The sequence below is a fragment of the Microcoleus sp. genome (assembly GCF_041354475.1).
Classification (GTDB): Bacteria; Cyanobacteriota; Cyanobacteriia; order Cyanobacteriales; family Microcoleaceae; genus Microcoleus.
In genome coordinates this window covers 13,607-31,213 of the sequence record NZ_JBGJZU010000039.1, presented here as the reverse complement: position 1 = coordinate 31,213, position 17,607 = coordinate 13,607, and the positions used below count along the sequence as shown (strand labels likewise).

The window sequence follows — 17,607 nt, the reverse complement described above, 5'->3', positions numbered from 1 at the left end:
TACGAGTGCAAGTGGAATCGATGGGATTTTTTCGATTCAAAACACTGTCCCGTCGCTGGTTATCTGAATTGGCGGCACTCCACCAGCCCTCAATTCTCCGGCGATTTTCCGCCCCGCGCCCCAAGTTCCTCCTTGCAAAATCTTCACCAGCGGCAAATCAGTCGCACTCAAATCCAGCTTTTCTCGAATAGCTGTGGCAATTTGATCTAACAGATGCACCGTGAGCGATCGCCATTCTACTATCACCTCCGAACCCGGTAAATAACTCTCGGCAAAAATCCCTAAATCTTTTGCCTGCAATAGCCCAATATCCAAACAAAAACCGCCGTTGCGATACTCAGACAATCCCGTTAACTCATCTAATTCCACGACTTCTAAACCAAGCTCTTGTAGCGGTTCCAACAGAGAGTAAGTTAACCACTGGGAAAGTTTGTGAAACGGCACAAATTCAGAGTGCTGATATTCTCCCAACAGAGCCGGATGTGGCCAAACATCGCCTAAATTCACACCTCCAATTACATATCTCCCAGGCCAAATTTCCCCAAATCCTGTCAAAACAGCGCTCAAAACTTCCTGGGCCTTGATAGTTTTGAATCCACCAGAGTGAGTATCCAGCAAGTATTTTGCCAAATTGCCAGGGCGCGGGTTTTCTGGGCCAAACAATAATGGATGTTGGCAAATCGCCTTTCCCAAACGCTGCAACAATTCTAATCTACCCCCTAAACCAACTAGCGGATTTTCTCGACTTACTTGAAATCCAGTCGCTAAGGTTTCTAAGGTTAATTCAGAAAGTCCTAGAGCATCAGCTTGCCACGGAAAATCGGGATTGCTGGAAAAAAAACCTTGACAAAACATCCGAAAAGTGGCTACGGCTAAGCCTTCGGAACGGCGGTAAATCTGTCCTGTTTCGGCTTCGCAATAGTGCCAATCTGCACCCGCACCGGCATCAAGCAACACACTGATAATTGCTAAGTCAAATTTGATTTGAGTCTTTTCCAGGAGTGTAAATGGTGCTATTGCTAGATCTAATTGAGCGAGTCGGGGCTGGTTTCCCACTTCAAAATGCCGCCAGCGACTGTGAAAGGGTATCTGGAAATCGGGATAATGTTCCCTAGTTGTCTCCATCACATAATTGGCAGCTTGGTCGAGTTTGGTTAAATCGATGCGGAAATGGCGGAGTTTATCTTCGGAGGCTAAATTAAACAGCCGATCGCACTTGTGGCGAATAGCAGCAGGTGTCCTCAGATATTCCACGGTTTCTAACTCTATACTATTCAAGTTCATATAACTAGGAAACGGTAAACATCATTTTCTTTAAAAAAGTCAAACTGACTATAATCTAAAATATTATCTAATATAACATTTTTATCTATTTTAATCAATTGATATTCCCACTTAGAACCGCTCACTTCCCGTTTGATTCTTTCAGAAACTATCACCGAATTTTTATCATATTTCGGAGAAACTATTTTGCTTAAATCTTCCAGTCTGTCAGCTATGTTAATATCTTTACCGTAGGTACAAGACCGAAATATATACAAATTTCCCTTAGCAATTCCCACCGACAACCCACAAGGTATTTGATGGGAATCGATAAAGATTTTCCAATTTTTACACAAACTTTCCATGGCAGCCAGGGCTGAGTGAGATTCGGGGAAAGTGAGCAGGTGTGAATCGCCAACTATACTCCGAATTGTGCCACCGTATTCTTCGCAAATTGTTTTTTCAAAAGCATCAAAATTGGTGAGTAAATATTCTACATCTTTGATGGAATTAGATTCTTGATAAGCAATAAAACCTCTCAAATCAGCTTTGATGATGGCTTGATTTTCTACAATTCGCGTCTTATGACTTTGGTCAACTTTGTAGACTCTTTCAGGTTCGCTCATCCCTTTCAAAGAAAACTCATTGACGAAGGATGTTTGCACTTCTGCTTTATTGAGGGCTAACCAAGCTGCTTGGGATAAATATATTTCATCCTGGGGAGTAACAGATTCTATGCGAGCTGTTAAATTTACTGTATCACCAAAGATATCTTTATCTTGGTGTAAAACATCTCCTAAAGTAATTGAGACGCGAATCGCCAATCGTTCGTCATTGGATTTGCTAGATTGTTGTGCTCTCAATTCTTGCTGCATTTCTATGGCGGCCATAGCTGCGGCTGTGACACTAGGAAAAATCAGCCAAAATGAATCACCTTCTCCTTTAATCAAACTGCCTTCATTTCTGGTGCTAATATCTAAAATAAAAGTTTTGTGTTCGTTCAACAAGCTACTTAATTCCGACTGAGATAATTTTTTTACTCTGACGGTATATCCGCAAATATCTGTTTTTACTATCACAGTAGAACGTAAATTAGCCATAACCTGCCTTGATCGCTCAAAAAAAAAATAGCAATGAATTTGATTTGACCAAGACGCGATGAATCGCGCTCGATCTCACTTCAATCTTCCAAATCTCGTCCTTTAGTTTCTGCGAGGATTGTAGCATCTGGTACTCCCGATGGAGTGTAGTAGCCAGCAGCTTTTTTGGCGATGATTTCTACTTGTGCATCTGCGGGAATCCGATCTTCGGGAATGGGGATGCGATCGACTACTTGAATGCCAGAATTGACAATGGCATTGTATTTGAGATCGCTCATCGAAACTAAACTGTCAATCCGAGAAATTCCCAACCAGTGCAAAACATCTGGCATTAGTTCTTGAAAGCGCATATCTTGAACTCCAGCAACACATTCAGTGCGAGTAAAATACTCATCAGGGCGATCGCCTCCTGTTTGCCTTTTTCTCGCATTGTACACCAAAAACTTAGTTACTTCACCCAAAGCTCTGCCCTCCTTGCGAAAGTAAAGAATTACCCCCGATCCCCCTGCTTGTGCTGTTTGGATACACATCTCAATTCCGTGTACCAAATAAGGACGACAAGTACAAATATCAGAACCAAAAACATCTGAACCGTTACACTCGTCATGTACTCGTACCGCTAACTGCTTCTGTGGGTCAGAAATATTAGCTACATCCCCAATAATATAAACTGTAGTTCCCCCAATCGGCGGCAAAAAAACCTGCAATTCTGGTCGCTTCACTAAGTCGGAAAACATTCCCCCTGTTTGCTGAAACAGCACACGGCGGAGAACTGTTTCTTCCACACCAATCCGATGGGCAATTCCCGGCAAATGCCAAACCGGATCGATCGCGATTTTGGTTACTGCCAAATTTCCGCCAGCTTTCACAATTTTGCCATCAATGAGTACCCGATTTTGGGCAATAGCATCTTGAAGTTCGGGCAGATTAATGTGAGCTTTTGTCACTGCAATTGTCGGTCGAATATCGTATCCCTGCTGATAAAACGAGGTGTAAATTTCGCTAACCAAAGCGCCAAAAGGATCGAGAGAAACAATCAAGTTAGCATCACCCCAACTGGGGTGGGGTCCGATGTCGGCGGTGGGAGACGTGTTAGTAAAATCGGGGCGGTGATTTGCTTGGAGTGCCCCCTTGGCTACAGCTAGCGCCCGATAGACAGAGTAGGAACCGGAGTGAGTGCCGATCGCATTGCGGTGAGAGGATTTGCTGAGACTAGCAATCACCGGCCCTCGTTTCAGCGGATCGATTTCTCCCCAATAAATAGGAAGAGGTTTTCTGGGAGATATCTTGGGGTGGGAACTTAAAAATATATCCTTGGGTGTTGACACAGTTTTTCTGGCTCTGGTTATGGATGCTGCTAAAATCTAAAATCGATTGACTAGGGAAATTTTCTCAAAAATTAAAGATTTTTCATTTGTGCTTCAGCGCTCTCCGCTAAACTGCCAATAATTAAGGTACATACTTTATCTTAGTTTATCTAGTAATTTTATCTAACTTTTGGCTGATTTTTGGGCAGAAAAATACAGCCAAATACAGAGGGTGCTGAAAAATTAACAAACAGATAAACCGGAAAATTATAGAGGTTTACAACTCCTGAAATAGTTGCTATAGTTACAAATGATAGCACTAAATTATCAATAAATATTAACTCATAGATTGAATGTTGCCAAGTACATCTAATTATTTTCTAAAAAATGCTTGCGTGCCGATGTCTCTGTTGGAGATTCCATCGATCGCACTCAAGTCCGATCCAGTCGCAGTCACAGAGACTGGCGAGGGTTTGTGTATAGTGGATGTGGAAATTAGCGCTGGGGCGATCGCTCAAATTACCCCCTCCGGTAAGGAACCTTTATCAGAAGTTGCAGATATCCCAGTGGTAGATTGTCGAGGAGGCCTAGTTTGGCCTTGCTTCGTAGATATACACACCCATTTAGACAAAGGTCATATTTGGGAAAGAGCACCCAATCCCGATGGCACATTTGCCAAAGCAATCTTGACAGTGGGCGCTGACACTCAAAAAAACTGGAACCCAGAAGACATTTATCGGCGGATGGAGTTCGGGATCGAGTGCAGTTATGCCCACGGCACCAAAGCCATTCGCACCCACATCGACAGCGGAGGCGAACAGGGAAACTTTAGCTTAGCAGCATTTGAAGAGTTGCGGACACAATGGGGCGATCGGCTAATGTTGCAAGCAGTTTCCCTAGTCTCCCTGGAATATTTACTAACACCAGCCGGGGAAAAATTAGCCGATAAAATGGCAGAAATTGGCGGTATTTTAGGCGGTGTTGCCTATATAAATCCAGACCTAGACCAACAACTAGATCGAGTTTTTGCCCTCGCCCAAGAACGAGGCTTAAATCTGGATTTCCACACCGATGAAAATGACGACCCAGAATCAGTAACATTGCGACAAGTAGCCAAAACAGCCATCCGCCATCAATTCCCAGGTAAAATCATCTGCGGACACTGCTGTAGTTTAGCCGTCCAACCCCCAGAATTAGTAACAGAAACTATCACCTTAGTCAAGGAAGCCAATATTGGCATTGTCAGCTTACCAATGTGCAATCTTTATCTCCAAGACAGACAATCCAAGCGGACACCGCGCTGGCGGGGAGTGACGCTGGTGCACGAACTCAAAACAGCAGGAATTCCCGTTGCTTTTGCTAGCGACAACTGTCGCGATCCCTTTTATGGATTTGGCGACCACGATGTTTTAGAAGTCTTCAATATGGCAGTCCGAATCGCTCACTTAGATAGACCCTATGGAGATTGGCCCCGTGCGGTGACAAAGACTCCGGCAGATTTAATGGGATTGCCTAAATTGGGGAGAATAGCAGTAGGTTTACCAGCAGATTTGATTTTGTTTAAAGCCAGGAATTACAGCGAATTATTATCTAGATCCCAGCGCGATCGCACAGTGTTGCGACAAGGCATTAAAATAGATACAACCTTACCAGATTACCGCGAACTAGACGACTTGCTAGCAAATTAAACTTATAACAATCCTCACATCAACTGTCAACTATTTCTCTTCTCTTCTCTTCCTTCGCGTCTTCGCGGTTCGTTAAAATCCATCGCTGTAATCTTGTCAATTCACAACTAATTTGATATAAATGTAAAGGCTAATTTAATGGAGGTTATTTTAAATGAAAGCAGTTATTTTATTGTCGGGAGGACTGGATTCCTCAACTGTTTTATATCAAGCCAAAGCCGACGGCTGCGAATGTTACGCGATTTCCTTTGACTACCAGCAAAGACATCGGCGGGAGTTGGAATCAGCAAGGGCGATCGCACTTGCGGCAGGTGTTAAAGCACATCAGATAGTCAACTTTGATTTGACACTGTGGGGAGGTTCGGCGCTGACGGATAATCAGATGGAATTGCCGATCGATCGCACTCTCACAGAAATGTCCCAAAACATCCCGATTACCTACGTTCCTGCTAGAAATACCATTTTTCTCAGCTTTGCCCTCGCCTACGCCGAAACCCTAGGAGCTCAGCGAATTTATATCGGTGTCAACGCTTTAGATTATTCCGGCTATCCCGACTGTCGCCTCGATTACATCCAAGCCATGCAGGAAGTATTTCGGTTAGGAACCAAGCAGGGAAGGGAAGGAGAAGCTATTAAGATTATAACACCTTTGATTGAACTTAAAAAAACCGAAATTATTGAATTGGGTAACAAATTAGGAGTGCCTTGGGAGCAAACTTGGTCTTGCTATGCTGGTGGCGAAAATGCCTGTGGCGTTTGCGATTCTTGTCGATTGCGGCTGGCGGCTTTTGAGGAATTGGGATTGCAAGATCCGGTGCCTTACGCTTAAATATGACTTACACATGATAGTCAGAAACCGGGTTGTTTCGAGTCTCTTCGCTGCCGCCCGCCGAAACGGTAAAAACCCGGTTTCTAAGCATCGCAGCGGGTGGTGAGAAACCTGGTTTTTTTGCGAGAATAAATTACAGATGGCAGAAGCAGCAAAAAACCCGGTTTCTTTGTGGTTTATTGATTGTTAGTTTATTTTCAATACTTCGGACACTTTTTAATAGGCAACGGTAGAATGCGGGTTTGGGGTTCCAAGTTCGCCGCGATCGCCAACGATAGAATGACGGTTTCAGGCGTTTATCTAAAAACTGTCCGGACTATTAACTAAAAGATTCTGAACTATGAGCTTTCGCCACACCTCTCAACCCGCTATTCGATCGCCCTTTCCTCACAACTTCCCCATCCACTGCTGCAACTTCACTCAAAGCTCGATCGCCCGTAGCCTCTTCCAACAACTGAATTTGAATTTGATCTAACCGCGGCCCGCATACAGAAACCACCGCGAGTTCCACATTTTCGCTGCGCCACACTTCCCCCACCGCCGGCATTCTTTGCAACTGATAGCTCAAAAAACCTCCAATGGTTTGATATTCATCAGTTACTGGCAAATCCAAATTCAATATTTGATTCACATCATCTACATTTAACTGCGCTTGCACCAAAAAAGTGCGATCGTTCAATACTTGCAAAGCTATTTCTTTACTATCTTGCGATTCGTAACTGCGGCCGATAATTTCTGCAATCAAATCCCTCAGCGTCACTAACCCGGAAATGCCGCCAAATTCATCAACGACGATCGCAATTTCTTCCGAGGAACCCTGCATCAAAGGTAGCAATTCTCCCAACAGCATCATCTCCGGCACAAACCTCACCGGACGCATCCACGTTACAATTGGCGTGTCTGGTGATAACAAACCTTCGGCTAGGGGTTTAGCAAGTTGTTTGAAGTCTATCACCCCGATAATATCATCGAAGGAATCTCCTGTAATCGGATACCTAGAATGGTTGGAAATCGTAATTTCCGAGAGCAAAGTTTGAAAAGTAGCAGTCTTGGGAAGCGCGACAATACTTGGCCTTGGCACCATCACTTCTTGTACCCACACTTCCCCAAACTCAAATACGTTGTTGAGCAATTCTCGTTCTTCTGCTTGCAAGCCGCTTGACTCTGTGGAAGTAGCGATAATTAATTGTAGTTCTTCGGGAGTCACTGGCCGATGGGTGACATCGTATTCAATGCCCGCAAGCTGCAAGAGCCATCGAGTCGATTTATTGAGCAAGGAAACAAATGGATTGAATAAACGAGCAATCTGTAAACTGGGAGTGCCTAGGCCTCTTGCTAATTGTTCGGAATAAAGTAAGGCTACAGATTTCGGCACCAGTTCGCCGAGTACGATTTGTAGATAAGCCAGCAGAAAAAAAGTGACTATGGATATGCTAAAAGAATGGGCGATCGATTCCTTGATATAAGTTGGCAGTGGCAAAAAGCGGATGGAAACTCGGATCAGCACGGCGATCGTATCTTCCCCAATCCAGCCGAGAGCTAAACTAGAAAGAGTGATTCCCAACTGCATAGTTGAGAGCAATCGCTCAATACTTTGGATCAAAGATTGAACCGTCAGAGCCGGAACATCCCCCGCCTCAACTAACTGATTAATCCGCGAACGACGCACCGTTACCATCGAAAACTCAGCCGCCACAAAAAAAGCATTGATCGCTATCAGCAGCAGCACTGATAGCAACCGTGACAGCACTTCTGTCCAAGTCATAGCAGGCAACTCAGCCATCTCCTACACTCTCCTGACCCAGGCCTGTGGGAGTGATACAGATCCTCCATAGCAAGCTAAAATTGTTGACAATCCCCCTAACACGAACACAACAGGGGCAAGCATCTGCAAATATTTTCCCAATATTGAATTACTCAGCGCTCACCTGGAGTACCAGGTATAGCGGGGGAATTCCCCGCGCTGTAAGTTAATTCACTTCGGCACTGGAATGCCCGCTATTTGCAACTGAAGTTTTTGAGCTGGATAATCTGTCAGCGTCAGCGAAATTTCTTTAGCATTTTCCAGCAAAGTCGTGGGAATGCTAATCGTCCCGTAAAATACCTGCCCGTTGGGGGGCAGTTCCCCAGGCAAATCCTCGGCCGTCGCACTTAGGGGCTGGCCCTTGTTATCAGTGACGCTCAAGAAACTGTATAAAAACTTTACAGCTTGGGAGCCTTCGTTCTTAATGCTCACGTCTAGCAGCATGGAGTTACCTCGCTGATTGGCCGCACTCACTTCTAGGGTGATTCCCCCGTCGCGACTGTTCATGGGAAACTTGGTGCTGGGATTTTTGTCAGTGGCTGGTTTTTTGGCTGTAGCTGTTTTAGAGCTAGCCTTGTCTGTTTTGGTATTCCCTTGACCCGCTACTTTCTCAGGATCGCGACCTTCAATCCGTGCTTTGACGGTTTTGAGAATGTCTTTTTCTTTCAAAATGCTCACTTGGTCTTTGCTAGCTGGATTTCCCTGTTTGCCGCCTGCATTACTGCTGGGGCGAACGTCTGGTTGAGTAGTTCCTTTCAACGCTTCCCGACCTAAAGTAAATCCGAAAACAGAACTCGTCACACCAGCTCCCAACATCATAGTCAGTAGAATCAGAGTCAGCACTACCGTCGAATTCAGTACCATTACCTGTAAGTTCTATGCCAAGTCTTAGAAACTGCTTTGTTTGACCGATCGACTCCAACTTCGGGCTGATGGCGATCGGGCGTTGCAGATCGAAGATTGTGATTTTTGTTCTCTAGTTTTAACACGGACTGGGAAATTATGTTATAATTCATTTTAAGTTCGATCGCACCAAGCGATCTAACGGCAGTTGGCCGAGCGGTTTAGGCAGCGAACTCATAATTCGCCTCAGGCAGGTTCAACTCCTGCACTGCCGATTTTGACAATACTTCGACTTCGCTCACTCAGGTTTGGGCAAGAGCCATTAATTTATCGCGGTTGGCTAAACCGTGAAAGCTTGCCCAGGGATAGCCGCTCCCATGCTCCCAATGAAGCAAGAAGCAAATGTCTAGACTTGTCTAGGATTTGTATAGCAGTTACCGTTTCCGTTAGACCAGGGGTCTGAGAAACCAGGTTTCTGCCGTCTCCTATCACTTTGTGTCTGTTGGCGCTCAGCAACGGGTCGATCGGCATATCAACCTTTAATTAACTCCACTCCGTCGCGCCCATCAATTTCTTGAACGTATACCTTAACTTGTTCTTCCTTGGCTGTGGGCAACTTTTTACCCGTGAAATCCGGCTGAATCGGTACTTCTCGGTGTCCGCGATCGACTAACACTGCTAGCCAAATTTTCTCCGGTCTGCCATAATCATTTACGGCATTCAAAGCTGCTCGAATCGTTCTACCTTTATATATAACGTCATCTATCAATACAACAGTTTTGCCTGTCAAATCGAAGGGAATTTCGGTTTTGGCTGGTGTCCGCATCGCCACTCGATCCAAATCATCTCGGTAAAACGTAATATCCAGAGCACCGACGGATACTTTGACTTGTTCGAGGACTTCAATTTGAGCCGCCAGAATTTGAGCTAAAGGTACGCCTCTAGTATGAATACCTAACAAGACTAATTCTCTTGGGTCTCCCGATTTTTCCACTATCTGGGAAGCGATGCGGGTAAGAGTGCGTCGCACTTCATCCGGCGATAAAATTTCAATAATTTTAGTCATTGGTGGCTGTTGCTAATTTTTGGCTGTGGGTCGATCGACAGTTAGCGGACAAAAACGAAGGCAGCATAAAAGAGCAATGATAATCCCAACCAAATCAGAAAGCAATACCGAGTTAATTGCAATGCTTGGTGAATATGGTGCACTGTGATAGGTTGATTCGGGTCCCCTAACAGGGGTTTGTGTTTAACAACTCCGCGATAGGAATTTGTACCTCCTAGTTGCACTCCCAAGATGGCGGCGTAGACGCATTCGCTCCAACCGGAATTGGGACTGGCATCTTTTACCGCATCTCTTTGACAAATTCTCCAAATGTACAGGGGTTTTCCTGATATCGCAGCTAAAGTCATCACTGTTAATCTGCAAGGAATCCAAGTCAGGACATCTTCGAGTTTGGCACTAAACCATCCTAAATCTGTGTAGGGTGCTTCTTTGTAGCCCACGGTAGAATCTAATGTACTGGCTGCTTTATAAGCGATCGCCAAGGGGACGATGGTGCTCATTGACATGGAGTAATCCGCGATCGGCAAATCCCTAACACTTAATAATAGATATAGATGTGGCAGAGCGAACCCAACTAAGGCATAAAATAGGGGAGCACTCACCCCATCCACGGCATTCTCTGTTACAGTTTCTAACAATGCTCGCAGAATTTCTGGCTCGGATAAGTTTTCAGTATCCCGACCGACATAAAGACTCAACCTTTCTCGCGCCTTGACTAAATCTCCTAGATTTAGAGGTGCCAGCACATCCTCCGCAGCAGCCCTCAAACTCCGACCAGCAAAACAGCTTGCGAGTAAAATGGTCTGTAAAGCAATCCCCAAAAGAGGATGCACCCAACTAGCAGCTTGCACCATCGACCAACTGACAGTATAACTGCCTACAATCAACCCGATCGCTAGTATTGTACCCGCAGCGCGAAGCAACAGTTTAGGGCGATCGCTTGGGGGACTATCGCCCAAGTTCGGTTTTGTACCTGGGGGATTATTCCAGATATTAAAGACCAGTCGAGTATAGCGGTCAATGACCCAACCCATAGCCTGTACAGGATGCGGCCAACCCCAAGGATCGCCTATGGAGTAATCTAATACAGCAGCTAAAATCAAAACAGCCAATTCATCCGGCATCATTTATATATAGACAGTTTTAAGTTCACAGATTGTTTTCGTCCCGCAGTAGGTGCACGTTCTGCTCCCAATTAGCACCATCAAAGGGTACGATCCGAAATTGAGTAACTGCATCGGAGTCTAGACAGCGGACATTGACATCAAATTGATCGGGATGCGATCGGGGGCGATAAAACGGATGAATACCACAAATCCGGCAAAAAATATGTTTGGCAATGCCCGTATTAAACGTATAGGTTGTCAAAACATCTTCGCCGCTTAGCAACGTAAAATGTTCCGGTGGTACAATTAGGTGCAAAAATCCCTTCTTGTGACAGATAGAACAGTTACAATCAACAGCTTCGTGTTTTTCCACCGCGACTCGGAAGCGGACAGCACCGCAATGACAGCCACCTTCGTAGATAACAAGTGTCAGATCCATATTTACTGGCAATCTTATTTTTGAACCGATCTTAACATTCTTGGTAGTTAGGGCGTTTTTAATTGCCCAAACCATTGATTTTATTGAATTGTCATGATTCCTGATTCCTTAGCATCTAAATGATAAAGCTAGTTTCTTCGCCAAGAGCAGCTTGCCAACTTCGGGCATCATAGTATAAGTCTTCCAGAGAAATACTGTACAGCGCCAGCACCAGTTTTTTGTGCAGTTGGTTCCACAAACTGAATGTTACCCAGTCCTCTGCAAGGCAAGCATCAGGAGAATGGCGACGTAAAGGTTCAATAGTTTCCCCTACAGCCTCTAAGATTTGTCCTAGAGAGATTTGAGCAGGTTGGCGGGCTAATTTGTAGCCTCCTTGTGAACCGCGAACTGATTGCACTAAACCGGCTCGTCGCATTTCAATTAGCAATTTTTCGAGATAGGGAGCCGGTAACTCCTGTCGTTTAGCTATCGATTTTACCGATGTCGGCCCGAACCCAGGTTGCAAACTTAGATCCAGTAGAGCTTTGACACTGTAGTGTCCGCGTGCAGTTAACTTCATCGGATTTTAAGATGTGGGGCATATATTCAGCTAGCTGATAGCTGATAGCTTATGCTACAGAGTTTAGAGATTGCTCGCAATCGACAGCTACTCCTCAAGAAAGACTGCACATTGTTAAAAATATTTAGATAATAGTGGTTAACAATCGAGCCAATCGGTGTAATATGGTTTTACGACCAGCTATAAAGCTAAAGTTTCTTGGCCAAATCAAAAATCAACCGAGAAAAAAACCGTACACCAGTTGAATATTTCAGGACTCAGTAGATGGTTAAAAAGAAAAGTATCGAACCCCTAGAAGGCGAAGGTCTGATCAAAAAGGTTAAAGACCTAGAGAACCTTACCAAAGAAGAAAAAGCAAGAGCCTGTGGCTACTACACCGTTACCAAAAATGGAGTAGAACGGGTCAACATGATGAAATTCTTGAATGCTCTGATTGATGCAGAGGGCATTCAGCTAGATGGTAAGCAAAACGGAAATGGACGGGGCGGACGCTCGGCTAGCTATCGGATTAGCGTTCAATCTAACGGGAACTTACTGATTGGAGCGGCTTACACCAAACAGATGGAACTCCAACCAGGAGATGAATTTGAAATCTCTTTGGGACGCAAGCACATTCACCTGCGCCAAATCGATCAAGAAGAAGAAGTAGCTTAAGCACTTACTTTTTGATTTGACTTGCTGGGACTGGTTGATTGGAGTTCAAGCAGAGGTTTTGCTCTGAAATATTTCTGTGTGGCTAAATCTGTGACTCTAAAACAGGATAGCTAGAGATGGCAATGGCTCGACAACAGCCACTGCCACCATTTATCAGATCCGAAATTAGCTATTTTCTCCCTCGCTAGATCCAATTGGAACAGCGAGGTTTTTCCGCGTATACAACCTCGCAGAGGTGGATAAAGTGTAGTAGGGAAACGGGAGTGCCGTGTCCCTAGGGGGAGTAATTGAGGCTCACTTATTAAGCTGGGTTTGCCGCAGTTCGTCTTTGCAAGAGTCGGGCAATTTCAGCTTTTTCTACCAGTCCGACGAGAACACCGTTGCCGCGAATCACAGGGAGTTCTTGGACTTTGAGTTGTTCAAAGAGAGTGACGACTTCTAGGAGGGATTGTTCTGGTTCGACGGTGGCGGAAAATTCGATCGGCTTGAGGAGTTCTTTCACTTGAACCGAAGGCCAGTTACCGGTAGGAATTGTTTTGAGATCGTCAAGTTCGATCGCCCCTACCAATTGTCCCGCATCATCTGTTACCAGATACCGACGCCAGTTTTGAGCGTTACCGATGACGTAGTTGTTGGCAAATTCTCTGAGAGACAAGTTTTCTGAGACGATCGGGCTTCCAGCAGTAACAGCATCTGCCGCTGTCAGCCCAGCCAGTTGATTTTGGACTGTGGCAGATTGTGCAGATTGACCAGCATTTTGCAACAAAAACCAACCGATTACTAAATTCCAGATGTTGCCAAATATTCCTGTAGCAATGGCGATCCAACCAATGATTTGACCCACACGGCTAGCAAAAATGACACCTTTGTAAGGGTTCCCTGTAATTTTCCAGACAATCGCTTTGAGGATGTTACCACCATCTAGGGGCAAACCAGGAATCAGGTTAAATAGAGCTAAAGCTAAGTTGATGGAAGCTAAAAGTTGGACGATAGCCGCTGCGGGGCCTGTGAGACTAGCACCAATGCCGATCGCTGCTAACAAACCCGATAATAATAGACTAACTAACGGGCCTGCGATCGCCACCCAAAAGGCCTGGGCCGGAGTTTTGGATTCTCTTTCCAAACTAGCCAATCCACCAAACAGAAATAGCGATATGGATTTCACGCCAATTCCCTGTTTGATAGCAACCCAACTATGTCCCAATTCATGGGCTAACACCGAAGCAAATAACAGCAATGCTGTGAATAATCCCAGCATCCAGGGCGCTAGGGGGCCCAAGGTAGGAAACAGAGCAGCTAGTGCGCCACCATACTGCCACGTTACTAAACCCAGGACTAAAAACCAAGATGCGTTGATGTAAAAGGGAATTCCAAACAGGTTGCCGACGCGAAATGTACCATTCATAATGGCTACCTCTGATATTATGGGGCAGAGTTTTTTCTCTCTGTTTCCTTATAGTAACGAAATGTAACGATGATGTTAATCTGTCCATGGGCGTGGTATCCGCCTGGGTTGGTTCGGTAAAGAGCGATTAGAGGCGTAGCGATCGCCCTTGGACTGAGAAAGTGCGATCGCCCTTGACGACTACTCAAACAGGTTTGAGATTAATCAGGTATCTTGCCCAATCTTTCCCTCAATTCATCAGCCGATAACTGCGGCAGTTGCTCTACAAATAGTGCCAATTCTGCTACAGACAAGGCCAATAAATTAGTGATGGCGATCGGCAAAAGATCGCCCAATTCATTTGAACTCATTTTCAAGACACTTTCAGCTAATAATTTCACCGCTGATTCTCGCCCTGATACATCGACTGTCAGCATCGATAGTGCCAGTAACAACACGGTAAAATCCGTTGCAGACAACTTTGATATGGGAGCTAGAAAAACCGTCATTTTTGGGTTTAATTCTCCAAACCTGACTTGCAGAAAATTTTCTAAGATTAAGCGCTGTTGTTCTTGTCTACCTCGTTCTAGCCCTTGTTCTAGTCCTTGTTCTAGCCCTCGTTCTAGCCCTCGTTCTAGCCCTTGTTCTAGCCCTCGTTCTAGCCCTCGTTCTAGCCCCTGTTCTAGCCCTCGTTCTAGCCCTCGTTCTAGCCCTTCTTGTCTAGCTTTTTGCTGTGCTGCTTCTATTTGTTGCTGAAAAAGTGGTGCAATAGCCATAATTAACTCCCGCTCTTCTGGCTCTAATTCCTGTGGGATATCAGTTACTAAATTTGACTGTAACCGATACAATAATTCTAGCGCTATCATCCGCAACGGATCGTCCGTTGGTAAAGCGCTCAATTGAGCGATCGCCCTTTGCTGCACTTTACCTTTGCCCAAAATCCTCAACCACAAGGTTTCTGGAGTTTCTGGCAACTGGTGAATAGCCACAATGGCAGTTCGCAAAGACTCACCAAAAAAATAGATTCCCTCCATCCAATTCTCTATGTCTGGCTTGGCATTAAAGCTATCCACCAATGCTTTTGATGCTGTGGGCATCAAAATCCACAGTTTGGGTAACTGAGAATCATCAAGGCGAGTATTTTCTCTTCTAGATTGTCGCTCTAATTCACCTCGCACATCCAATAACTTGCCCAAACAGCTACAAATTTCGCTGACGTTGGCAGGATTCCGAAACGGTTCAATAATAGCAGTTGTAGTTGCCATTTTTCCCAACAATCCCAGAGTTTTTAAGTATTCTGGATTTTGGGTGATGGGAGTGAAGTAAACATCAATTTCTCGGACTTCGGAAGTTACATCTCTGCCGATATTGACTGTTCCAATGGGTGACAGAAGTTCTTCCAGGTATTCTTTCGCAAAACGATCGTGAATAAATCGCGTCATAAAAATTAGGATTAACTTTTTAATTATAGCATACTTGACTTAATCACCATCGAATCCATCCCTTCTCCCCGGCTGACTAGAGGGCTTCAATTCATCAACTAATTAAGTATGATTAGAAGCTGTTCTCGCCCCTATTTCCGCAGCCCAACGCTTCAAATCTTCGATTTGCGATCGCGCGATGGTAGCTAGAGGTACTGTCTCCTCGATCGACTTCAACATATCCTCCGTGGTCAAATCTCGTCGGTGGCCGTTGACTAAAGTCCCAAAAGCTCGATACAATCCACCAATTACAACTTGCTCAATTTCTGCACCACTAAAATTCTCAGTCCGCTTAGCCAAAATCCCCAAATCAAACTCTCGCCAAATAGTCGATCGCAACCGCTGTAAATGGACTTGAAAAATATCTTGCCGCTCCAATTCTGAAGGCAAATGCAAACAGAAAATCTCGTCAAACCTGCCCTTTCTCAGCAACTGGGCGGGCAAAATCCGCACATTATTTGCAGTTGCGACAATAAACACCGGACTGGTTTTTTCCTGCATCCAAGTAATCAAACTACCCAATACCAGACGCGATGTTACCGAATCGCCATCGCCGCTAACAATATTGCCGAAAGCATTATCTATTTCATCGATCCACAAAACGCAAGGGGCGATCGCCTCTACCAATTCTATCATCTGTCTAACCCGACTTTCGCTATCCCCGACCCTGCCACCAAACAATCTCCCAGTATCCAACCGCAACAGTGGCAAACGCCATTCCGAGGCGATTGTTTTGGCTGATAAAGATTTGCCAGTACCTTGAATTCCCACTAACAAAATGCCCTTGGGATTTGGTATGCCATAGCTGCGCGCTTCCTCAGTAAAAGCATCTTGCCGCATCTTTACCCACTGCTTCAAATTCTCCAATCCGCCCACATTTTTGAGAGATTCTCTGGAATTGACAAACTCCAAAATTCCCGTTTGGCGAATGGCTTGCTGTTTCTCTTCTAAAACTCCATCAATATCTGACTCATTAATCTGCTGTTTTGCCGCCAACGCTTTAGTTAAAACCCGCCCAATCCGGGCGCGACTCAAACCTTGACAAGCTTTAACTAACTGTTCCCTTCCTAAACCAGTAACTTGCAACTGTTCCGGCTGAGACACTAGGTGAGAAATTAAACGATCGATTTCCTGAACATTGGGCAACGGGAAATCAATTACTGTCACTTCTTCCTGCAATTCTTCTGGTAATTCCAGGGCGGGAGAAGTCAGAACAATAGTTTTTTTGCTGCGCTTCAATTCCCGCGTTAAATTGCGTAATTCTCGGACTACCGGCACATTTTTTTCGGTGTAGGGATATTTCAAAATTGGGTGCAAGTCCCGCAACACAAATATGGTATATTCTTCTACAGCAGTTTTGCCGATGCGATCGAGCGCCGCCATCACCGAACCTTTCCCAGAACCGTTATCTTCCCAGCCGCGCACGATATCCCAGAACAACACCCGGCGCGCGGGAGTTACAAACAGCGCTACTTGAGCAATTACTGCTTCGACAGGTTCCTCTTCTGCACCCACAATATACAGCAGCGAGTAGTGGGCGCGAATCATCAAATCCAGTCGTTTTATCAGTGCCTCGAAAGGGTTATTGCGATCGCAATTAACCGCATCGCCTACTTTTATTTGAATAGAATCTGCTGTCATTTTATTTAAAATCTTAGAGTCAAGTTTAAGTTTGATTAAAAATACAGTTCGTAGTCAGGACTTTAGTCCTTATAAACTATTTTAAAAAGACTAAAGTTTTCACTACGAACTTTAAAAGTATAACAGAATAGGAGACTGTTGGCTATTTTGCCACTTTTCGAGCTTGTTTGATCATTTCAATCAGAGTGTGGTGAGCATCTTCAGCATCTTTCAAAGTGCGATCGAATTTAACTCTGACTGGCAAAGTTTCGCCATTGACTTGGGCGGTTAAATCCATGCCATTGGCATCAATAGCCAGCATTTGAGCCGATGTAGCATCTGGTTTGTCGCCAAATGCTTGAGCATAAAGCACTACAGCGCTAGCATGGTCTTCGTTCATGTGGGTGCAGATGCGATCGCTAATCTCAGTGGAAAACTGTTCTGACATGGGAAATTCCTCATAT

The 17,607-nt window shown here is 44.9% G+C and carries 16 protein-coding genes and 1 tRNA gene; 4 read left to right on the top strand and 13 right to left on the bottom strand.

Annotated features, from left to right (window positions below):
• Window positions 1-36 precede the first annotated feature (36 nt).
• The 3 genes from ACBR23_RS15840 to ACBR23_RS15830 form a co-directional block, all read right to left on the bottom strand.
• Window positions 37-1,284, bottom strand: a complete 1,248-nt coding sequence (locus ACBR23_RS15840) for a URC4/urg3 family protein (RefSeq protein WP_371116425.1) — start codon at window positions 1,282-1,284, stop codon at window positions 37-39.
• Window positions 1,281-2,363, bottom strand: a complete 1,083-nt coding sequence (locus ACBR23_RS15835; protein ID WP_341736075.1) for an adenylate/guanylate cyclase domain-containing protein — start codon at window positions 2,361-2,363, stop codon at window positions 1,281-1,283. The genes ACBR23_RS15840 and ACBR23_RS15835 overlap by 4 nt, the downstream gene beginning before the upstream one ends.
• A gap of 80 nt (window positions 2,364-2,443) precedes the next feature.
• On the bottom strand, window positions 2,444-3,691 hold the full coding sequence (locus ACBR23_RS15830; protein WP_371116424.1) for a GTP cyclohydrolase II: 1,248 nt from the start codon (window positions 3,689-3,691) through the stop codon (window positions 2,444-2,446).
• Between the two features lie 332 nt (window positions 3,692-4,023).
• Here ACBR23_RS15830 and ACBR23_RS15825 point away from each other — a divergent pair, with 332 nt between their 5' ends.
• Both ACBR23_RS15825 and queC read left to right on the top strand, forming a co-directional pair.
• Window positions 4,024-5,358, top strand: a complete 1,335-nt coding sequence (locus tag ACBR23_RS15825; protein WP_371119902.1) for a cytosine deaminase — start codon at window positions 4,024-4,026, stop codon at window positions 5,356-5,358.
• Window positions 5,359-5,512: 154 nt separating this feature from the next.
• Window positions 5,513-6,187 carry a 7-cyano-7-deazaguanine synthase QueC gene (queC, locus tag ACBR23_RS15820; protein ID WP_371119901.1) on the top strand — a complete coding sequence of 225 codons (675 nt, stop codon included), beginning with the start codon at window positions 5,513-5,515 and terminating at the stop codon, window positions 6,185-6,187.
• A gap of 319 nt (window positions 6,188-6,506) precedes the next feature.
• Here the strand turns inward: queC and ACBR23_RS15815 are convergent, their stop codons facing one another.
• Entirely contained in the window at window positions 6,507-7,970 is a 1,464-nt protein-coding gene (locus tag ACBR23_RS15815) for a hemolysin family protein (RefSeq protein WP_371119900.1), read from the bottom strand.
• Window positions 7,971-8,162: 192 nt separating this feature from the next.
• Window positions 8,163-8,855, bottom strand: a complete 693-nt coding sequence (locus ACBR23_RS15810) for a hypothetical protein (protein ID WP_371119899.1) — start codon at window positions 8,853-8,855, stop codon at window positions 8,163-8,165.
• A gap of 181 nt (window positions 8,856-9,036) precedes the next feature.
• Between ACBR23_RS15810 and ACBR23_RS15805 the strand changes: the two genes are divergently transcribed.
• Window positions 9,037-9,109: transfer RNA gene (locus tag ACBR23_RS15805), tRNA-Ile, on the top strand.
• Window positions 9,110-9,366: 257 nt separating this feature from the next.
• Here the strand turns inward: ACBR23_RS15805 and pyrR are convergent.
• The 4 genes from pyrR to ACBR23_RS15785 form a co-directional block, all read right to left on the bottom strand.
• Window positions 9,367-9,900 carry a bifunctional pyr operon transcriptional regulator/uracil phosphoribosyltransferase PyrR gene (gene pyrR, locus ACBR23_RS15800; protein ID WP_341736069.1) on the bottom strand — a complete coding sequence of 178 codons (534 nt, stop codon included), beginning with the start codon at window positions 9,898-9,900 and terminating at the stop codon, window positions 9,367-9,369.
• 41 nt (window positions 9,901-9,941) lie between these two features.
• A complete protein-coding gene (cbiB, locus tag ACBR23_RS15795; protein ID WP_371119898.1) occupies window positions 9,942-11,027 on the bottom strand; it encodes an adenosylcobinamide-phosphate synthase CbiB in 1,086 nt (361 codons plus the stop codon).
• A 22-nt stretch (window positions 11,028-11,049) separates the two neighbouring features.
• The gene (locus ACBR23_RS15790) at window positions 11,050-11,445 is read right to left on the bottom strand and encodes a GFA family protein (RefSeq protein ID WP_371116416.1); all 396 of its coding nucleotides are present in this window, start codon (window positions 11,443-11,445) and stop codon (window positions 11,050-11,052) included.
• Between the two features lie 115 nt (window positions 11,446-11,560).
• Entirely contained in the window at window positions 11,561-12,004 is a 444-nt protein-coding gene (locus ACBR23_RS15785; RefSeq protein ID WP_371116415.1) for an RrF2 family transcriptional regulator, read from the bottom strand.
• Window positions 12,005-12,268: 264 nt separating this feature from the next.
• On the opposite strand from ACBR23_RS15785, the gene ACBR23_RS15780 reads away from it, so the two are divergent.
• Complete coding sequence (locus tag ACBR23_RS15780) at window positions 12,269-12,658, top strand: AbrB family transcriptional regulator (protein ID WP_096832251.1); 390 nt, start codon at window positions 12,269-12,271, stop codon at window positions 12,656-12,658.
• A gap of 301 nt (window positions 12,659-12,959) precedes the next feature.
• Here the strand turns inward: ACBR23_RS15780 and ACBR23_RS15775 are convergent, their stop codons facing one another.
• The 4 genes from ACBR23_RS15775 to ACBR23_RS15760 form a co-directional block, all read right to left on the bottom strand.
• On the bottom strand, window positions 12,960-14,063 hold the full coding sequence (locus ACBR23_RS15775; protein ID WP_371119897.1) for a site-2 protease family protein: 1,104 nt from the start codon (window positions 14,061-14,063) through the stop codon (window positions 12,960-12,962).
• 200 nt (window positions 14,064-14,263) lie between these two features.
• Window positions 14,264-15,484: a flagellar assembly protein H gene (locus tag ACBR23_RS15770; protein ID WP_371119896.1), complete on the bottom strand. Its 1,221-nt coding sequence runs from the start codon at window positions 15,482-15,484 to the stop codon at window positions 14,264-14,266.
• Window positions 15,485-15,586: 102 nt separating this feature from the next.
• Complete coding sequence (locus tag ACBR23_RS15765) at window positions 15,587-17,164, bottom strand: AAA family ATPase (RefSeq protein ID WP_371119895.1); 1,578 nt, start codon at window positions 17,162-17,164, stop codon at window positions 15,587-15,589.
• A gap of 142 nt (window positions 17,165-17,306) precedes the next feature.
• Window positions 17,307-17,591, bottom strand: a complete 285-nt coding sequence (locus ACBR23_RS15760) for a DUF2470 domain-containing protein (protein WP_371119894.1) — start codon at window positions 17,589-17,591, stop codon at window positions 17,307-17,309.
• Window positions 17,592-17,607 lie beyond the last annotated feature (16 nt).

Bases quoted from the DNA above. Each gene is read 5' to 3' on its own strand.
- ACBR23_RS15815 (WP_371119900.1), bottom strand. From the start codon at position 7,970: ATGGCTGAGTTGCCTGCTATGACTTGGACAGAAGTGCTGTCACGGTTG.
- ACBR23_RS15770 (WP_371119896.1), bottom strand. From the start codon at position 15,484: ATGACGCGATTTATTCACGATCGTTTTGCGAAAGAATACCTGGAAGAA.
- ACBR23_RS15840 (WP_371116425.1), bottom strand. From the start codon at position 1,284: ATGAACTTGAATAGTATAGAGTTAGAAACCGTGGAATATCTGAGGACA.
- pyrR (WP_341736069.1), bottom strand. From the start codon at position 9,900: ATGACTAAAATTATTGAAATTTTATCGCCGGATGAAGTGCGACGCACT.
- ACBR23_RS15765 (WP_371119895.1), bottom strand. From the start codon at position 17,164: ATGACAGCAGATTCTATTCAAATAAAAGTAGGCGATGCGGTTAATTGC.
- ACBR23_RS15810 (WP_371119899.1), bottom strand. From the start codon at position 8,855: ATGGTACTGAATTCGACGGTAGTGCTGACTCTGATTCTACTGACTATG.
- ACBR23_RS15775 (WP_371119897.1), bottom strand. From the start codon at position 14,063: ATGAATGGTACATTTCGCGTCGGCAACCTGTTTGGAATTCCCTTTTAC.
- queC (WP_371119901.1), top strand. From the start codon at position 5,513: ATGAAAGCAGTTATTTTATTGTCGGGAGGACTGGATTCCTCAACTGTT.
- ACBR23_RS15835 (WP_341736075.1), bottom strand. From the start codon at position 2,363: ATGGCTAATTTACGTTCTACTGTGATAGTAAAAACAGATATTTGCGGA.
- ACBR23_RS15785 (WP_371116415.1), bottom strand. From the start codon at position 12,004: ATGAAGTTAACTGCACGCGGACACTACAGTGTCAAAGCTCTACTGGAT.
- ACBR23_RS15780 (WP_096832251.1), top strand. From the start codon at position 12,269: ATGGTTAAAAAGAAAAGTATCGAACCCCTAGAAGGCGAAGGTCTGATC.
- cbiB (WP_371119898.1), bottom strand. From the start codon at position 11,027: ATGATGCCGGATGAATTGGCTGTTTTGATTTTAGCTGCTGTATTAGAT.
- ACBR23_RS15825 (WP_371119902.1), top strand. From the start codon at position 4,024: ATGTTGCCAAGTACATCTAATTATTTTCTAAAAAATGCTTGCGTGCCG.
- ACBR23_RS15790 (WP_371116416.1), bottom strand. From the start codon at position 11,445: ATGGATCTGACACTTGTTATCTACGAAGGTGGCTGTCATTGCGGTGCT.
- ACBR23_RS15760 (WP_371119894.1), bottom strand. From the start codon at position 17,591: ATGTCAGAACAGTTTTCCACTGAGATTAGCGATCGCATCTGCACCCAC.